This is a genomic window from Streptomyces carpinensis, from assembly GCF_002154505.1.
GTDB lineage: Bacteria > Actinomycetota > Actinomycetes > Streptomycetales > Streptomycetaceae > Streptomyces > Streptomyces carpinensis.
In genome coordinates this window covers 1-16,308 of record NZ_MUBM01000018.1, presented here as the reverse complement: position 1 = coordinate 16,308, position 16,308 = coordinate 1, and the positions used below count along the sequence as shown (strand labels likewise).

Here is a 16,308-nt window from a genome sequence, read left to right as displayed (position 1 = left end):
TGAAGCTCTCCCCTCCCTTCGCAAGCTCAGGAAGGGGATTCCGGTCTACCTTGCGGCGACTGGCTTGACGGTTTTACGCGCCCTACGACCGCGCCTTCCGGCGGCCGGGACCTCCACGATGACGTGGCCGATCCGGTACAGGTGCAAGATGTTCCGGGCTGCGTTCCAGTCGGCGTTGCACTCGAAGCCGCAGTCGGGGTTCTTGCAAACGAACGTGGCCTGGTCTTCCCGGCTGCCGGGTACGGTGAAGCCGCATGCGGAGCAGCGCCGTGAGGTGTTCGGGGCGGGCACCTTGTGCAAAGCTCCCCCGTACCGGGCGGTCTTGTAGGTCAGCATCGTGACCGTGCGCCCCCATGCCTCTTGTGCGATGGAGCGGTAGCAGTACATCGAGCGACAGCAGCGCCCCGTGAGCTGAGCTGAATACTGCGGACCCGTGCCTATCGTGCGCGTCAGAGCAGTTCCGAGATGGCCCTCACCACCGCCCTGAAGGGCGGCGCACTGGCCAAGATCAAAGGTAGAGGGCGGCGACGCCGCCGGAGAGTCCGGTTCGGACCTGGTGGCTGAGGTCGTCGGCGAGGATCTCGGGAGAGCCGGCGGCGATGCCGTCCACGGCCGCTCGGGCGACGTCCGCCGGGTCGGTCTTGGGCTCGGTGACATGGCGGGCCATGTCGCTGTCCATGTAGCCGACGTGGAGTCCGGAGACGGTGATGCCGCGGGGTGCGAGCTGCTGGCGCACCGTGTTGGTCATGCTCCACTGCGCGGACTTGGCGGCGGCGTAGGCGCCGACGGCCGGGAAACTGATCCACGACAGCACCGAGAGGATGTTGAGGATCGATCCGCCGCCCTGGGCCTCGATCACCGGGGCGAAGGCCCGGATCACGCGCAGGGTGCCCAGGTAGTGGGTCTCCATCTCCAGGCGGATGGCGTCGAAGTCGCCGGTCAGCGGATCGGCCCCGGTGGAGCTGCCCGCGTTGTTGATGAGCACATTGACGTCGCGGGCCTCCTCGGCGGCCGCGGCGATCGATGCGGGATCGGTGACATCGAGCCGGATCGCCTTCACACCGGGCAGGTCGATCTGCTCCGGCCGGCGGGCTGCCGCGTACACGGTGGCGCCGCGTGCGGTCAGTTCCTGGGCGAGTGCCCTGCCGAGCCCGCGGTTGGCTCCGGTGACCAGGGCGGTTGCGGTGGTTATGTCCATGATTTCTCCCTCGGACTGCATGCCGTAGCTGACTTATGTTTACTGAAGCCAGCTACGCTAACCCCTGACTATGCTGGAAGCAAGTCAGCCGAGTCAGTCGGAAAGGGGAGATGATGAGTGATCTGCTGACGGAGCGGGACGCCTGGTCCATGGCCAACTGCTCCATCGCGCGGACTCTGGAGATCGTCGGCACCAGGGCGGCGCTGCTGATCATGCGCGAGGCGTTCTTCGGCACACGCCGCTTCGACGACTTCGCCAAGCGGGTGGGCATCGGCGAACCCGCCGCCTCGGCGCGCCTGAAGGAACTGACCGCCGCCGGCCTCCTGGAGCGCGTCCCCTACCAGGAGCCAGGCCAGCGGACCCGGTACGCCTACCAACTGACCGACAAGGGCCGGGACTTCCTGCCCGTCCTCGTGGCGCTGCGGCAGTGGGGCGACACCTGGGCCGCGGACGAACAGGGGCCCGCCGTGGTCGTGCGCCACAAGGATTGCGGCGCCGCGGTGCACGCGGTACTCCGCTGCGACGACGGCCACGACGTACAGCTCGGGGACTCGTTCGTCGACGCCGGCCCGGGTCTCATTCGCGTCGGCCCGGACCGCCCCGAACCCGGCGGAGAGTGAAACACCCGGCAGGACGATTGCGCCGAGCACGATCGCCGGCCGACCGCGCCGGCCTCCTTGTCCGGCGGGACGCGATCCAGCGGGAAGGAATCCGCCCTCGCCGTCGCCGACCGGCATGCCACGCCGGCACACACGCCTCCCGAGGAGCCGCCGTCGTGCCCGAAACAACGAAGAAGTCCCTGATCACCGGCGCGACCGGCAGGACGGGAGCGGGCACGGCCAGGTCGCGTGCGTTCGTCGGACGAAGCTCATGGCCGCCGGACCGTATCCGACACCCTTCAGCCGGTGCTGGCTGCGGCGGTGTGCTCGAGGATCGCGGGGATGATCGTCGCCCAGTCGGCGCGCTCGACCCCGTGGCCCGCGTCCTCCAGGACCAACAGCCTTCCTCCGGGGATCTGTTCCGCCAGCGCCTCACCGTGCGGGAGCGGGAACATCGGATCGGCGGTCCCGTGGATCACCAGCGTGGGCACGGCGATCGAGGACAGGGGCCCTTGTGAGAGCTCGCCTTCCGCAAGCGAGTCGTGGTTGCGGGCCGCGGTGAAATCGTGCGCGCGCTCGACGTCGCGACGGACAAGGCCGCGGGCGGCGGTCTCGTCGAACGGACGCCGGCCCCCCGCGAGCACGCGCGCGTAGGCGACCTGATGCTCGATCGCCGATTCGGCATCCGACCAGTCGACGTGTGCGGCCGAGACGAACCGCGAGAACTCCTCGGTCGGCGGCGGAAGCGCGCGGTCGCCGGGCACAGCGCAAGACGTGCTGATCAGGACGAGCGAGAGGACACAACCGGCGTGATCGAGCGCGAGCAGTTGCGCGAGTGCCCCTCCGGCCGAGACCCCCACGACGTGCGCGGCTGGGATCTCATAGGCGTCGAGCACACGGGCGGCGTCACCGACCAGGTCCGCGCCGGTGTATCCGGGACGGCCCGGCGCATAGGTGGCCGATCGGCCGGTGTCGCGGTGGTCGTAACGGATCACGAAGCGCCCGCCCTCGGCGAGCATCCGGCAGAAGTCCTCCTCCCACCAGAGCATCGAAGCCCCGGTACCCATGATGAGCAGGATGGGCGGACCCGACGGGTCGCCGAAGGACTCGGTGCACAGTTCGATGCCATCCGCCTCGATGACGCGCTCGGTCATCGCCGCTTCTCCTTTCCTGCCGGCGTGTGATGCCGTCCGGGCCAAGGGCTGACCCGCAAATGGTCTCCCGGAGCGCAGCTGCGAGCCGGGGTGTCTGAGCGCGTGAGTCGACGTTTCGGTTGATGGCCGGCGTGTGCCAGGGGGACGTCGAAGTCCCAGGAGGGCCCGCCCGCATGTCAACTTGGGTTGACACGCCCATCCTGTCAACCTAAGTTGACAGGATGGGGAATCAAGTCCTGCTTGCCTGCGGAATGGCCGCCGGCCCTCTTTTCACCATCGCGTACCTGCTGGAAGGCGCCGGCCGGCCGGACTACACACCGTTCCGCCATCCCGTCAGTTCGCTCGCCCTCGGCCGCACCGGGTGGGCGCAGACCGTCAACTTCCTCTGCGCGGGCTCGCTGTCGCTGATCTTCGCCGTGGGCCTTTGGCGTGTTGGGCCTTCCCGCTGGGGTGCGGTGCTGATCGGCGTATGGGCGGTGGGCCTGCTGGGCGCAGGTGCCTGCCGGACGGATCCAGTGGGCGGTTACCCTCCCGGCACCCCCGACCAGCTCCCGCACCCCACCCGCACCGGGGCTCTGCATGACCTGTGCTCCCTCATCGGATTCCTCGCCCTCACCGCGGCCTGTTTCGTATGTGCATGGTCCAACTCGCCCGGGTGGGCCGTCTACTCGATCGCCAGCGGGGTGCTCTTCGCATCCACGATGGCGCTGGCCGGCATTGCGTTCGGCCGGCATCAACGCTGGGTCGGCTTCGGCGGACTGATCCAGCGCATCTCACTCACTATCGGCTGGACCTGGCAGACGCTGCTCGCCGTGCACCTCCTGCACACCTGACGGCTCCCCCCAGACCCCTGACCAAGGGTGAGGAGATCTCGCGAGGGCGGCTGCGGTCAGGGCTTGCCTCGGAGCCGTCCTGGACAGGCCCCTTCACCGGGCTGAGCCCGCACCGCTTCAGCCAGGACCCGCTCCCAGGAACGGGCGCGGGCAAGACGCCCCGCCTTTCTGGCGCATCGGTGACCCCGCCCGCACGCCTCCTGCCGTGCCGCCCGCCTCAGGCCCGGGGGAGGGGGCCGAATGGGCCTGGGGGAGACCGTGCGGCCCATACCCGCAGGGTGGTGACAGGAAGACGCTGGCAGTCTGGCAGTGACGAGCAGACCGAAGCGCAGGAGGTGCGCACCATGCTTGCGCCTGTCATCGCCGGAGTCGACGGATCGGCCGAGAGCCTCGCCGCCGCGGAGTGGGCCGCCCGCGAGGCGGAACTTCGTGGCCGGCCGCTGCGCCTGGTGCACGCCTGGAACTGGCATCCCGGCCAGGAAGAGGGCGAGCCCGTGAACGCCGCGCAGCGGCATTCGGCGCGCCGCGCCTTGGGGCAGGCCGAGGAGCGCATCCGCGGTGCCGTACCCGGCGTGCGTCTCACCGGTGAGCAGGTCGAGGGCCCGGCGACCGCGGCTTTGCTGAAGGTGGCCGAGCAGGCCGCGGTGCTGGTGCTGGGCTCGCGCGGTCTGAGCGGCTTCACCGGACTTCTGGTCGGCTCGGTCGCCCAGGGGGTGGTCGCCGAGGCCCTGCGTCCCGTCGTCCTCGTACGAACAGGGGAGGAGGCCGGCGACGAGCACCTCCCGGCCGGCGACGGCAGCCCGTCCACCGGCACCGGCTACCGCGAGGTGGTGCTCGGCATCGACCTCGCCGATGCCTGCGACGAGGTGATCGAGTTCGCGTTCGAGGCGGCCCGGCTGCGGCACGCCCGGCTGCGTGCCGTGTACGCCTGGCAGCCGCCTTCCGCGATCGGTCTCGGCCCCGGCGACATCGGTCTGGTCAGCGAGCCGCGGCGGGCCGAGGAGTGGCAGGAGTTCCTGTCCGCCGTGCTGAAGGCGTGGCGTGACAAGTACCCCGAGACCGAGGTCGTGGAGACCGTCGTGGAGGGCAAGGCCTCCACCGCGCTGGTCCGGGCCGCCTCCGCGGCGAGCGTCCTCGTCGTCGGCCGCCGCATGTCCGAGCGGCCGACGGTTGCGCGCATCGGCCCTGTCACCCAGGCCGCCGTCCATCACGTCGGCTGCCCGCTGGCCGTCGTGCCCCACGATTGAGAGGCCGAAAAGCGCGGCACCGAGTGGCACCGCTCGGCGCCATCCGAAGCCGCCCGGTGTCATTCCACGCCCCCGACCGCATGAGCATGCCTGGCGCCGCACTGACTCAGATCGCCCCCCTTCATCGGGCGTCCACGACCACAAAACGCACCGCGAAGAGCCAAAAACTACAGGTGGGAATGAGGGTGCCGTCGACGACCCACAGTTCACGTCGGTCGGTGGGGGGCGGGCCCAGGAGCTTGGCGAGCGGCTCGGCGAGGCAGGCTAGGACGCGGTGGGCGGCGGCGTGGGAGCTGCCGAACAGGGAGCCGAGTTGCTGCATGGTGAGGTTCGTGCGGTACGCGAGCACGACCAGGAGGACCGGGTCGGCGAATGGCAGGGCTCAGGGCCGGCCGCGGCCGGTGTCCGGTTTGATTTCCCACAGCTGTTGAACCATGTGCTGCATCTGCGGGCCGGTCAGGCCGGTCCAGGCGCGGAGGTCGGCCGAGTGCAACGGGCAAGACGCAGACGCATGAGAGCGATCATAAAGCCCGAAGTTCCGCTGTAGCGGAGGGCGTTGTCAGTGGGGTCTTGTAGCTTTGGCGTTGGTTGCCGCACCGGTCAAACTGCGGACAGGTCCCTGATGTCGTGAGCGGAAAAAGGGAGGGAGGTCGGCGATGAGCGCCGAGCTGTATGAGTCTGCGTCTGCCTTTGATGCTGCTCCTCATGCCCGCAGGTTCCGCGGGAAGAACAAGAAGAAACGCTGGAGGCGGGCCAAGGACGCCGAGCTTGCGGTGATCCGCCTGCCGCTCGACGTCCACGACCCGGGCACCCGGCACCGGACCGAAGATCTGTACTCCGCGATGTGGTCCGTCAAACGGGCCCTGCAGCGCGACGCCCGCGACGCGGTCGACGCGTACTGGGCCGGTGACGTCCGCCGGGCCACGGACCCGCAGGCCTGGCGGCTGAAGCTGGGTCTGTCCAGGGATGGGATGGAACGCCGCGCCTACCGGCACATGGAAAACTCCCGACACCTCGCCCACCACGTCACCAAAGCTTTGGTGATGCACCAGGCCGACGAGGTGTTCGAAACGTCGGTGAGCCGGCATCTGTTCGCAGACGCTTCCGGCCGCCGGCACGGCCGGCCGAAGGTTGGCCGGTGGTGGGACTACACCCGCATTCCCGGCCGCGCCCGCTCCCACACCGCCGTCCGCAAATGGGAGACGTTCCGGCTGCACGGCACGCTGGCCGGGCACCTGGACGCCTACCGGCACCGCACCCTCGACCGCACGGTCACCACCCCGGAGCAGGCCGCCGCTCTGCCTCCCGAGGTGCGGGTGCTCGAGCAGCCGCACCAGATGCCTACGCCCGCACGGCCCACGGGGCGTGTGACGACGGGTGAGGTGACGGCGAAGGGCACGCCGAAGACGCGGACCGCGACCTGGTGGGACCACACCGGGCCGCTGGCGGTCGTGTTCACCGGCGGCGCCGACTCCAGCCGCGGCGACCTCGTCCTACCCGTCCGGCTGCCGTCCGGATCCGGACGCTGGCCACGCCTTGTGCACTTCCTGAACAACCCCGACACCTGGCACAAGATCGACCTCGTGCGCCGCCGCGACACCTCCGCACCCGGCGGATGGGCGTACGAGGCCCAGCTGATGGTCCTGGCCGGCGGCTACGCCTCCCCCGCCACGAAAGCCCGACGCCAGGCGACGGCCGCGCTCGAGCGGGCCGGCGGCATCGACGGCAACGTCTCCAACCTGTCCGTCGTCTCCTTCCCCGCCACCTTCGACCCCGCCGACGGCGGCGTCGAAGCCACCCGCATCGAGCCGTCCGACGAAGAACTGGCCTCCCTGGCCAAAGCCCGGCGGAAGGAACGCGGTCGCAGAAGGGCCTTGGACCGTTCCCGCCGGGCCTCCAACCCCGCCCAGTACCGGCCGTCGAAACGCCAGCAGGCCTGCGCCGACCGACGGCAGGCCGCAGGTCTGCCTGCGCGAACCGTCGCAGTGCCTCGTGGTGCGAGGGCGGCGAACAAGGCCGGGATACCGAAGCAGGCCTACCGGCGCGACACCTTGTCGGCCGGCTACCAGCTGAACCGGGCACGGCTCGCCGAAGCCGCCGCCACTGCCGCCGCGGCCAAAGACCACCGCGCCCGCCATATCGCCGCAGACATCACCGCCGACCACGGGGCGAACCTCGTCGTCGAGGACTGCGACATCCGCACCTGGTACCGCCGGTGGGGCAAGGCCCTCCAGGCCACCACCCCCGGCCGGCTCATAGCGGCCATCGGCCGCGAGTGCGAGAAGGCCGGCGGGCGCATGCTGCGCGCCTCCACCTTCACCACCAAACTCTCCCAGACCTGCTTCTGCGGCGCGACGGTTACCAAAACCCTCGCCGACCGCATCCACGCCTGCCTGTCGTGCGGACTCATCGGCGACCGGGACACGGTCTCCGGCGCCCTCTGCGCCCACGTCCGCCTCACCGACCCCGACGATCCCAACACCGGACGCCTGGACCAAGCCCAGGCGCGCCACACACAGATCTTGTTCCATGAAGGGCTGCAAGAAGCCCTGTCGAGTCAACCGCAGCGCGGTGCCCGCCCCGCCCGGGGCCGCACCCACGCGGCAGCCCATACCCGAGGACACCCCGGCCGAGGGCCTCTGCTCGACGCAATGCCACCACCCGGTACCGGACCAACCCTGAATGAGACCCGACCCGCACGCAAGCGGCACAAGGCCCACGTCGGAGCGACCGGCTGCACGGACAGCACACCACCCAGGCGTGCCAGCTCCGTACAGACATCGGGTGGACATCACAGCATTACGTGATGACTCTTAGGGTGCGGGAATGATCTCGCAGAGCTACCTCACCGAACTGTTCTCGCTCGACGGCCGGGTCGCCGTGGTGACGGGCGGCAGTTCCGGCATCGGCCGAGCCATCGCCGGAGCTCTTGCGCGAGCGGGGGCGAGCGTGGTGATCGTGGCGCGCAGGGAGCCGGAACTGACCGCCGCTGTCGAGGAGCTGACGTCGGACGGCTGCCGGGCGGCCTGGGTGAGCGCCGACCTGGGCACCCGCGACGGGGTGCGCGCAGCGGCGGAGCAGGCAGCCGAGGTGTTCGGCGAGCCCGACATCCTCGTCAACAGCGCCGGGATCAACCTGCGGCCGCCGATGGGAGAGCTGGGCGAGGAGGTCTGGGATGCCACGATGGCGGTGAACCTGGAGGCGCCCTACCTGCTGGGCCAGCGGTTCGGGCCAGGCATGGCCGAACGGGGCTTCGGACGGATCATCCACGTCACCTCCCAGCAGGCGCACCGGGCGTTCGTTCAGAGCGGCGCCTACGGGGTCTCCAAGGGAGCGCTGGAGTCCCTGGCCCGCTCGCAGGCCGAGGCCTGGTCGCCGCACGGCGTCACCTGCAACACGCTGGTGCCCGGCTTCGTCATGACCCCGCTCAATACGCGGCTGTCGTCCGACCCGGAGAAGGTGGCGGCGCTGGCCGCGCGCACGATGGTCGGGCGCAACGGCCTGGCCGAGGACTTCGCCGGCGCGGCGGTGTTCCTGGCCGGCCGCGCTTCCGGCTACATCACCGGGCAGGCGATCTTCGTCGACGGCGGGCTCTCCGTTCACTGAGCCCGACACCGCGGGCGGGGGAGGGAAGGGCTACCGGCATCATTCGCAGTGCCTCGGGCTTCAGCCCGAGGGTGAAGCGAATCTTTAGGCCGCTCTGACCTCGGCCGTGGGCACGGATCTGCACGGTTGTCGCGTACCCATGGCGGCCGTCAGCTCGGCCGGTTCTGCTGCTCGATGTACTGCCGAACGATCGACAGTGGGGCGCCTCCGGCCGATCCGGCGAAGTACGAGCCGGACCACAAGCGTTGCGCATGCCAGTAGTGCCGTACGAGGTCGGGGAACTCCTGCCGCAGCCGCCGAGAGGAGACACCCTTGAGCGAGTTGACCAGCTTGGATATCGCCACCTTGGGCGGGAAGTTCACGAGCAGGTGGACATGGTTGTTCTCGCCGTTGAACTCCACCAGCTCGGTTTCGAAGTCCTCACACACGGCCCGCATGATCTCCTCCATGCGCCGCAGGTGGACGTCACGGAAGACCTTGTGACGGTACTTGGTCACGAAAACCAAGTGCGCGTGAAGGGCGAACGCGCAGTGTCGGCCAGTTCTGATGTTGCCGTACTCAGGCATAAACCAGTATGTACGGTGATTGATATGCAGTTGAGGTACAGCTTCCGCCTGTACCCGAACGGGCCCCAGCGCAGCGCGCTGGCCAGGGCGTTCGGGTGCGCCCGCGTCGTGTTCAATGACGCGTTGCGCATCCGCAAGGACGCCCACGAGCAGGGGAAGCCGTACCCGAAGATCGGGGACCTGTCCAAGCAGGTCATCACCGAGGCCAAGAAGACCGAGGAGCGGTCCTGGCTCGGCGAAGTCTCCGCCGTCGTCTTGCAGCAGTCCCTTCGGGACCTGGACACTGCGTACTTTCAACTTCTTCGCCTCCCTCAACGGCACCCGCAACGGGCCGAAGTTCGCCGAGCCCCGGTTCAAGTCCAAGCAGGACAACCGACAGTCCGTACGATTCACCGCGAACGCCCGCTGGTCGATCACGACCGGCGGTGACCTGCGCTTGCCGAAGATCGGCGACGTGCGGGTGAAATGGTCCCGGTCGCTGCCGTCCACGCCGTCCGCGGTGACCGTGATCAAGGACGCCGGCGGAAGGTACTTCTGTTCGTTCGTCGTGGAGAGCGAACCCGAGACCCTTGTGCCGGTCGCACGCGAGGTCGGTATAGACCTCGGCCTGGGGCACTTCGCGGTCCTCTCGGACGGGACGAAGATCGACAGTCCGCGCTTCCTGCGCCGGGCTGAAAAGCGCCTCAAGCGTGCTCAGCAGACCCTCAGCCGTAAGGCGAAGGGATCGAAGAACAGGGAGAAGGCCAGGCTTCGCGTCGCCCGTGCTCACGCACGGGTGGCCGATGCGCGGCGCGATTTCCACCACCAGCTCTCCACCAGGCTGATCCGCGAAAGCCAAGCGGTCGCAGTGGAAGACCTGGCGGTCAAGGGCCTCGCCCGCACCAACCTGGCCAAGTCCGTGCACGACGTCGGATGGTCCGCGTTCGTCGCGATGCTGGAGTACAAGGCCGCCAAGTTCGGCCGCTCCTTCCACCGCATCGGCCGGTTCGAGCCCACCTCTCAGGTCTGCTCGGCCTGTGGCGTCAAGGACGACCCCAAGCCCCTCCACGTCCGTATATGGGCGTGTGGCGCGTGCGGGGCCGTCCTCGATCGAGACATCAACGCGGCGGTCAACGTCGCCAAGGCGGCCGGACTGGCCGTGACAGCCCGTGGAGCGCAGGTAAGACCGGTACCCGTACCGGCGCAGCGCGTTGAAGCAGGAACCCACCGAGACGGTCAGCCGACCGTGGTAGGAATCCCCGCCCTTTAGGACGGTGGAGCGGAAGTCAAGCCCTGTCCCCTCTCGTCCGGCTCGGTCGCGGTACGGCCCGCCGGCCGCGCAATCTCATCGTCGCCACGCTGGGCACGTCCGACATCACGGGTCACGCTGCTGGGTGGGGTTCACCACGTACGCGGACGGCATCGAGGTTCACGCCGTCGGTTGGGTGGGCTGAGCGCGACGAAGCCGCCCGCCTGGACTCCCCCGTGGCGGGCGGCTCGTGCCGAAGGTGCAGAGGTCAAGGTCGGCGACGGCGACATACGCATCCTGGGCCGCTGGACGACACCGGCGAGAGGCCGGCGGCGGGATTCGAACCCGCGTCACGCTCTTGACAGGAGAAGTAGCCGCTGCCTGCGCACCTGCACATGGAGGACGGTAGCGGGCGAGGGCCGCCGGGCGCACGTGGTTTTCCGAGGGGCATCGTCTGCCCAAGGGTCGGTCAAAACGCCGACAGACGACCCCTTCGGGGGCTTACCGGCCGGTTCGAGGGTTCGCGTCTGGTCCAGGCCGCCGCGTTCTGTGGTCCGAAGGTTGCCAGGGGACTCGGATTCCCCCAGACGGACTCCAACCCCGCGAAGGAGCACAAGCCCGACGACGGCGTGGCGATCATGAAGTGCTCGGCCGATGACCTGAGCGGCTTCCCGCAGGTCGAGCCGGCGGTCGAGAACCACAGCTCGAAGGCCAGTGACCACATCGTCTCGATCGATTTCACCGGCGCTTCCGGTGTCCGCTCCAGCGAGGGCACGGCGGCGCTGAACAACCTGGCCGCGGGCCAGAAGGCGAACGAGAAGGCGGTGGGCCTGTCGAAGGCACCCAGCGGCCTCAAGTGCCGTGTGACGAAGGTGACTCGGTATGCGTCCTGACCGATGGGTGAGGTGAGCGGGGTCCCCGCCGGGGCCTGCGTCCGGGGCCGGCCGGCCCGGCAGTCCTCCGGCCTGCATCGCCCGCGAGGTAGATCGCGGCCTTGTGGTGTTCCGGCGGCGGATCTTGATGAGTGCGCGGGCGCCGGGGAGACAGCGCGGCCGGCTGCCGCGGATGGCGAGGCTTCGAGGCCGGGGGCCTCGGTCCAGGAGGTGAGCCATTCCCGTACGAGGGTGACGTCGGTCGTTTCGGGGCCCAGCGTCGACGGGGCGGTCAGCTCGCGGCCGGCGAGCAGGGTCTCCAGCCGGGCGCGTCTCTCGGGCGTACGGCGTCTGCAGCAGCTCGTGCCTGTCCGCCTGCAGGACGTCGAGGCGGCGAAATGGGCGGGCATCTCCTGGGCGAGCCGGGCGGCGGTCCGGCCACTGGAGGCAGCGTGGCGTCGCAGGGCCTCGAAGGTCAGCTGTTCGCCGGCCAGACGACCAGCTCACCGTCGAGGACCAGGCCGTCGGGCAGGGCGGTAGCCGCGCGGACGAGATCGGGAATCGGGTCTGGATGAGGTTGCCTCGGCGGGACTGCAGCGGCACGGGCCCGGGGCCGCGTGAAGGGCCCGTTAGCTGATCTGTTCGGCCAGGGCGAGGATGATGCCTGAGGGGCCGCGGAGGTAGCAGAGGCGGTAGATGTCCTTGTACTGCGCTACCTCGCCGATTAGTTCGGCGCCGTGGGGGCGCAGGCGGGCGATGGTGTCGTCGATGTCGTCGACGGCGAACATGACCCGGTGCAGGCCCAGCGTGTTCGGCGGCGGGTTGTGCGGTCCGTCGCCGATCGCCGCGGGGGTGTGGTACTGCGCGAGCTCCAGCTTGCCGTGGCCGTCCGGGGTCCGCATCATCGCGATGTCGCTGCGGACTCCGTCGAGTCCGACGGCCTGATCCGCGAAGAGGCCCTCGATCTGCGCCTTGCCTTCGACCTCCATGCCCAGTTCGGTGAAGAAGGCGACGGCGGCGTCCAGGTCTTCGACAACGATGCCGACGTTGTCCATCCGCTGAAGCGTCATGGCGGTTCTCCCTCTGCGTTGCGCGGCCCTTTGCGGCCACCGGTATACCGAGGACGGAGCGGGCGGCCCATTCTCGACATCCGTGAACGGGCTGAGTTCCGCAGGCCGCTTCCGGCCCCGCCCTGGGGTGCCCCAATCGCCGAACGAGAACTCGCCATACACGACACAAACAGTCGAGGAAGCCCTCTATCGGGCACCCGGATGGGACACCCCGGAGAGTCCGGAGAACCGTCCCGTTCCGGCTGGAACACCGGGTCGCCGGGGAGTGCGCCGGGCGGGGGCAGGCTGTCGCCGGCCTGGGCCGGCATCGGCTCCACCGGCGGACGAAGAAGCATCCCGCGCCCTGGACGGTCAGCTGGGGTGGGCGGCGGCCTTCAGTTTCCAGCCGCTGCCGCTGCACCCCTCGTGCATCGGCGGGAAGCGGTGCCCTTTGACGTCCGTGCTCCACTGGTGCTGTCCGCAGTCGCACTCGTAGATCCCCGACTCGGGGACGATCTCGCCGGGGTGGTAGGTCCGTTCGCTGCTGTTGCTCATGTGTCCGGTCTAAGGGCACGGCCGGCGTCCCGCGACCTGGGGCAGACCGCGCCCCCGGTGGGCCGAGCCAGCGGACCGGCCGGCTCCTCGCGCGGCGACGCGGCGACCGAGCCACTCACTCACACCGACCACAGGGTGATCAATTCGGTTCCCGAGGGAGTCGCGTCCTTGAACCGCCTTACCGTGATCGGCCGGTCAGTCCCGGGGGGACGTCTTGACGCGTGATCGGCAAGACGTTCCCCCGAGGCGTCGGCCGGCTGCCTGCGGGCCACGGACAGCCGGACGGCGCGCCCGCCACCCGGCGACCCCGACCACGGCGGACCCGGCGTCGACGGCAGAGGCGGCCACGTCGGGCGCCGGGTGCAAGCATGGGATACATGCGTGCGAAGCGGAATGCAGGGGAAAGACGTCCGGCCGTGCAGGCGAGCCACGCACTCCTGGTGATCCCGCTCGGTCTGATCGTTGTGATCGTGATCGCGGACGTCCTGACCGACAAGAACTCCCAGCTGGGTCCTTTGTTGATCGTCGCTCCTGCCGTCACCTCGTCCTTCGCCGGCCCGCGCCTTACGGGACTCATGGGTGTCCTGGCCGTGGCGGGCCAAGTCATCGGCCCCGTCATCGAGGGCACCGGCATCACTCCGGGGCTCCAGATTCAGTTGATCGGTATTGCGGTGGTCTCCGGGTTCGTGGTCGCTCTGCGCTCCGTGCGTGATCTGCGCGAGCGGCAGCTCGCACAGACACGCTCCGTCGCAGCGGCTGCACAGGAGGTCCTGATAAGACCGCTTCCCCGGCGTTGTGGGTCGCTGCGCATGGCCACCGACTACATTGCCGCGGAGAGGGGGGCGCAGATCGGCGGCGACCTGTACGCGGCCACCCGTGCCAACGGCGCGACCCGGTTGATCATCGGTGACGTCCGGGGCAAGGGGCTGGCCGCCGTCAAGGACACCTCCCTGCTGCTCGGTGCCTTCCACGGCTGCGCCTATCGCAATCTGTCGCTGCTGCACCTGGTGATGGACCTGGGAAACGCCATGCACTGGAGCTGGGCCGCCGCCGGCGACGATGACCCCGAGGCGGGCGAGTCCTTCGTGACCGCGCTGCTCCTGGACTTCCACGACGGCCACGGTCAGGTGGAGACGATCAGCTGCGGCCACCCCCCGCCGCTGCTGCTGCGCAACGGCCACGTCCGCACCCTGGAAGCGAGCAGTCCCGGCATCCCGCTGGGCATCACCGCACCCTCGGAAGACCAGTACGCGGTCGAGACCTTCGTCTTCGAGGCCGGTGACGTCCTGCTCCTCTACACCGACGGCGTCATAGAGGCTCCCGACCCGAACGGCACCTTCTACCCGCTCACCAAACGGATCGCGGCCTGGGACGGCACAGGCGGCCCCGAACACCTCGTCCGGTACGTCCACGAAGACCTGCTGAACCACACCCACGGACCCCTCGGTGACGATGCCGCCCTCATCGCCATCCAACGCCTCCCCTGACGGGGCGGAGCGATGGGGCATGCTCCGCGCCTGCCCTCGTTCCGATGGGCCGGCACGCGGGGTGATGGGGGACCGGTGACGCACCGGCACCACGGTGGAGCTGATGGTCAGCGCCGAGTCCGGGTATCTGGCCAGTGCACCCGGACTTCGGCCGATGGCACAGGACACCGGCCACCGGGAGGGGCGAGGCCCGCCATCCGGACGTGGCCAGAAAAACAAACTCACAGCCCAATGGTGGGCATGGAGTACGCGGCCTTTCCTCATGTCTGGCGCAGCTCTCAGCCGACTGGCGCCGCGCCTGCGAGGCCCTGGCCGCGCGGCACCCGGCCCGGAACCACCGTGCCGCGCCGGCCGGCTGCAGTGCTGTCCGTCCGGCTGTGGCGTACCCGTACCGGACCGGGCGGGCCCGCATGCCACACGTCGGACACCACCTTGAGCCGGATCAGGCGGTGATCGAGTGCCGGCACCCAGCCGCGTTCACCGATTAGCGGCCAGCACTGCGGCGAGGCCTTCTTGCAGGTCCTTGACGAAGTACTCGGGAACCTCCAGCGATGGGAAATGTCCCCCGCTTTCGGGCGACCTCCATCGGACGATCTGTCGGTACCGCTCCTGTGCCCAGGGGCGCGGACACTTCTCGATGTCGCGGGGATACATACTGATTGCTGACGGGATGTCGACCCGAAGTTCCGGGTCCAGCGAGTTGTGGCTTTCGTAGTAAATGCGGGCCGCCGATGCGCCGGTCCGCGTCAGCCAATACAGGGTGACGTCGTCAAGAATCCTGTCTCTGGAAATCGTCTCGAACGGGCTATCTTCGGTGTCTGACCACTCGGCGAACTTGTCAAGGATCCAGGCAAGAAGCCCGACCGGTGAGTCGACGAGCGAGTAGCCGATGGTCTGCGGTCGGGTCGCCTGCTGCTTCGCGTACGCCGCGCGGTGGCCCCAGAAATCGCGAGTTTCCTCGGTCCACTTGCGCTCGACCTCTGTCAGCCCGTCCGTTGTCAACCCGGGAGGCGCCTCCGCGAACAATGTGTGGATGCCGAGAACGTGCGCCGGGAACCTGCCGGCGAGAACCGTGGTGATATTACCTCCCCAGTCGCCGCCGTGGGCTACGAACTTGCTGTAGCCGAGCCTTCCCATCAGTTCCACCCAGGCGGCCGCGATCTTTTCGGTTCCCCATCCGGTGGTGGCCGGCTTGTCGCTGTAACCAAAGCCTGGTAGCGACGGAACCACGACGTGGAACGCTGGCGCGTCAGCATCTTTCGGATCTGCCAGCTCGTCTACTACATCGATGAACTCAGCAATGCTGCCTGGCCAGCCGTGCGTCAAGATCAGAGGAGTGGCATCTGTGCGCGCGGATCGGCGGTGCAGGAAGTGGATTCCCAGATCATCAATGGTCGTGCGGAACTGGCCGATCCGGTTAATGCGTTCTTCGAACGACCGCCAGTTGTACCCGGTGCGCCAGTAGTTCACGACATCGATGAGGTCGGCGAGAGGAACGCCCTGTTCCCATCGGCGAGGGTCGGGCGCGGCGCGATAGACCGTCTCGGCCTCCGGTAGCCGCGCCGCGGCCAGTCGCGCGCGCAGATCGTCGAGGTCAGCGTCAGTTGCGTGGGCTTCAAATGCTTGCACGTCGCTGGTTGGACGGGGCATGAGACCTCCTGGCCATCGCGGAACCGGCTACGGCCTTAGCGAACCGTCTAAGGCGGTTCTAGCATGCCTCCATCCCGGCGAGCAACCAGCTAAGGTGGTTCCATGCATGCTGGGTTCCCTGACTTTCGCCTCGGCAACGTGCTAGCGACCAGCTTCACGGCGACCCTGACGGAGCGTCGTGGCGACGCTGTGGAGCGCATTCCCACGCCGCAGCGACTCGTCGACTGGCTGGCAGTGAACGGCCTAGTACTCCAGCTGTAGATC

Annotated in this window: 14 protein-coding genes, 1 tRNA gene and 3 pseudogenes; 9 read left to right on the top strand and 9 right to left on the bottom strand. The window is 68.9% G+C overall.

The window, feature by feature from the left end:
• Positions 1-45: 45 nt before the first annotated feature.
• Both BZY54_RS03625 and BZY54_RS03620 read right to left on the bottom strand, forming a co-directional pair.
• Positions 46-375: pseudogene (locus BZY54_RS03625) on the bottom strand (zinc ribbon domain-containing protein); the annotation flags it as partial.
• 133 nt (positions 376-508) lie between these two features.
• Positions 509-1,198 carry an SDR family oxidoreductase gene (locus tag BZY54_RS03620; RefSeq protein ID WP_086723071.1) on the bottom strand — a complete coding sequence of 230 codons (690 nt, stop codon included), beginning with the start codon at positions 1,196-1,198 and terminating at the stop codon, positions 509-511.
• A 113-nt stretch (positions 1,199-1,311) separates the two neighbouring features.
• On the opposite strand from BZY54_RS03620, the gene BZY54_RS03615 reads away from it, so the two are divergent.
• The gene (locus BZY54_RS03615; protein ID WP_086723074.1) at positions 1,312-1,818 is read left to right on the top strand and encodes a winged helix-turn-helix transcriptional regulator; all 507 of its coding nucleotides are present in this window, start codon (positions 1,312-1,314) and stop codon (positions 1,816-1,818) included.
• 278 nt (positions 1,819-2,096) lie between these two features.
• On the opposite strand, the gene BZY54_RS03610 is transcribed toward BZY54_RS03615, so the two are convergent.
• Positions 2,097-2,951 carry an alpha/beta fold hydrolase gene (locus tag BZY54_RS03610; RefSeq protein ID WP_086723069.1) on the bottom strand — a complete coding sequence of 285 codons (855 nt, stop codon included), beginning with the start codon at positions 2,949-2,951 and terminating at the stop codon, positions 2,097-2,099.
• A gap of 221 nt (positions 2,952-3,172) precedes the next feature.
• On the opposite strand from BZY54_RS03610, the gene BZY54_RS03605 reads away from it, so the two are divergent.
• Together BZY54_RS03605 and BZY54_RS03600 are read left to right on the top strand one after the other, a co-directional pair.
• Complete coding sequence (locus tag BZY54_RS03605) at positions 3,173-3,784, top strand: DUF998 domain-containing protein (RefSeq protein ID WP_086723068.1); 612 nt, start codon at positions 3,173-3,175, stop codon at positions 3,782-3,784.
• Positions 3,785-4,128: 344 nt separating this feature from the next.
• On the top strand, positions 4,129-5,031 hold the full coding sequence (locus tag BZY54_RS03600) for a universal stress protein (RefSeq protein WP_086723066.1): 903 nt from the start codon (positions 4,129-4,131) through the stop codon (positions 5,029-5,031).
• A gap of 121 nt (positions 5,032-5,152) precedes the next feature.
• Here BZY54_RS03600 and BZY54_RS03595 read toward each other — a convergent pair whose 3' ends face one another.
• Positions 5,153-5,380 carry a helix-turn-helix domain-containing protein gene (locus BZY54_RS03595; protein ID WP_086723064.1) on the bottom strand — a complete coding sequence of 76 codons (228 nt, stop codon included), beginning with the start codon at positions 5,378-5,380 and terminating at the stop codon, positions 5,153-5,155.
• A gap of 307 nt (positions 5,381-5,687) precedes the next feature.
• Between BZY54_RS03595 and BZY54_RS03590 the strand changes: the two genes are divergently transcribed.
• Both BZY54_RS03590 and BZY54_RS03585 read left to right on the top strand, forming a co-directional pair.
• Entirely contained in the window at positions 5,688-7,838 is a 2,151-nt protein-coding gene (locus tag BZY54_RS03590; RefSeq protein ID WP_208640537.1) for a transposase, read from the top strand.
• Between the two features lie 19 nt (positions 7,839-7,857).
• A complete protein-coding gene (locus BZY54_RS03585) occupies positions 7,858-8,637 on the top strand; it encodes an SDR family NAD(P)-dependent oxidoreductase (RefSeq protein WP_086723063.1) in 780 nt (259 codons plus the stop codon).
• 149 nt (positions 8,638-8,786) lie between these two features.
• Here the strand turns inward: BZY54_RS03585 and tnpA are convergent, their stop codons facing one another.
• Entirely contained in the window at positions 8,787-9,203 is a 417-nt protein-coding gene (gene tnpA / locus BZY54_RS03580) for an IS200/IS605 family transposase (RefSeq protein WP_086723061.1), read from the bottom strand.
• 24 nt (positions 9,204-9,227) lie between these two features.
• Here tnpA and BZY54_RS03575 point away from each other — a divergent pair.
• Positions 9,228-10,452, top strand: a pseudogene (locus tag BZY54_RS03575) (RNA-guided endonuclease InsQ/TnpB family protein).
• 303 nt (positions 10,453-10,755) lie between these two features.
• Here BZY54_RS03575 and BZY54_RS50745 read toward each other — a convergent pair.
• A tRNA-Ser gene (locus BZY54_RS50745) sits at positions 10,756-10,824 on the bottom strand.
• Positions 10,825-11,060: 236 nt separating this feature from the next.
• On the opposite strand from BZY54_RS50745, the gene BZY54_RS03570 reads away from it, so the two are divergent.
• Positions 11,061-11,324: a hypothetical protein gene (locus tag BZY54_RS03570; RefSeq protein ID WP_086723059.1), complete on the top strand. Its 264-nt coding sequence runs from the start codon at positions 11,061-11,063 to the stop codon at positions 11,322-11,324.
• Between the two features lie 608 nt (positions 11,325-11,932).
• Here the strand turns inward: BZY54_RS03570 and BZY54_RS03565 are convergent.
• Positions 11,933-12,373 carry a VOC family protein gene (locus BZY54_RS03565; RefSeq protein WP_086723057.1) on the bottom strand — a complete coding sequence of 147 codons (441 nt, stop codon included), beginning with the start codon at positions 12,371-12,373 and terminating at the stop codon, positions 11,933-11,935.
• Between the two features lie 351 nt (positions 12,374-12,724).
• A complete protein-coding gene (locus BZY54_RS03560; protein WP_086723055.1) occupies positions 12,725-12,907 on the bottom strand; it encodes a hypothetical protein in 183 nt (60 codons plus the stop codon).
• A 416-nt stretch (positions 12,908-13,323) separates the two neighbouring features.
• On the opposite strand from BZY54_RS03560, the gene BZY54_RS03555 reads away from it, so the two are divergent.
• The gene (locus BZY54_RS03555) at positions 13,324-14,394 is read left to right on the top strand and encodes a PP2C family protein-serine/threonine phosphatase (protein ID WP_244216939.1); all 1,071 of its coding nucleotides are present in this window, start codon (positions 13,324-13,326) and stop codon (positions 14,392-14,394) included.
• Between the two features lie 477 nt (positions 14,395-14,871).
• Here BZY54_RS03555 and BZY54_RS03550 read toward each other — a convergent pair whose 3' ends face one another.
• Positions 14,872-16,044: an epoxide hydrolase family protein gene (locus tag BZY54_RS03550; protein WP_086723053.1), complete on the bottom strand. Its 1,173-nt coding sequence runs from the start codon at positions 16,042-16,044 to the stop codon at positions 14,872-14,874.
• A 102-nt stretch (positions 16,045-16,146) separates the two neighbouring features.
• Between BZY54_RS03550 and BZY54_RS54980 the strand changes: the two are divergent.
• Positions 16,147-16,296: pseudogene (locus tag BZY54_RS54980) on the top strand (ABATE domain-containing protein); the annotation flags it as partial.
• Positions 16,297-16,308: the final 12 nt, after the last annotated feature.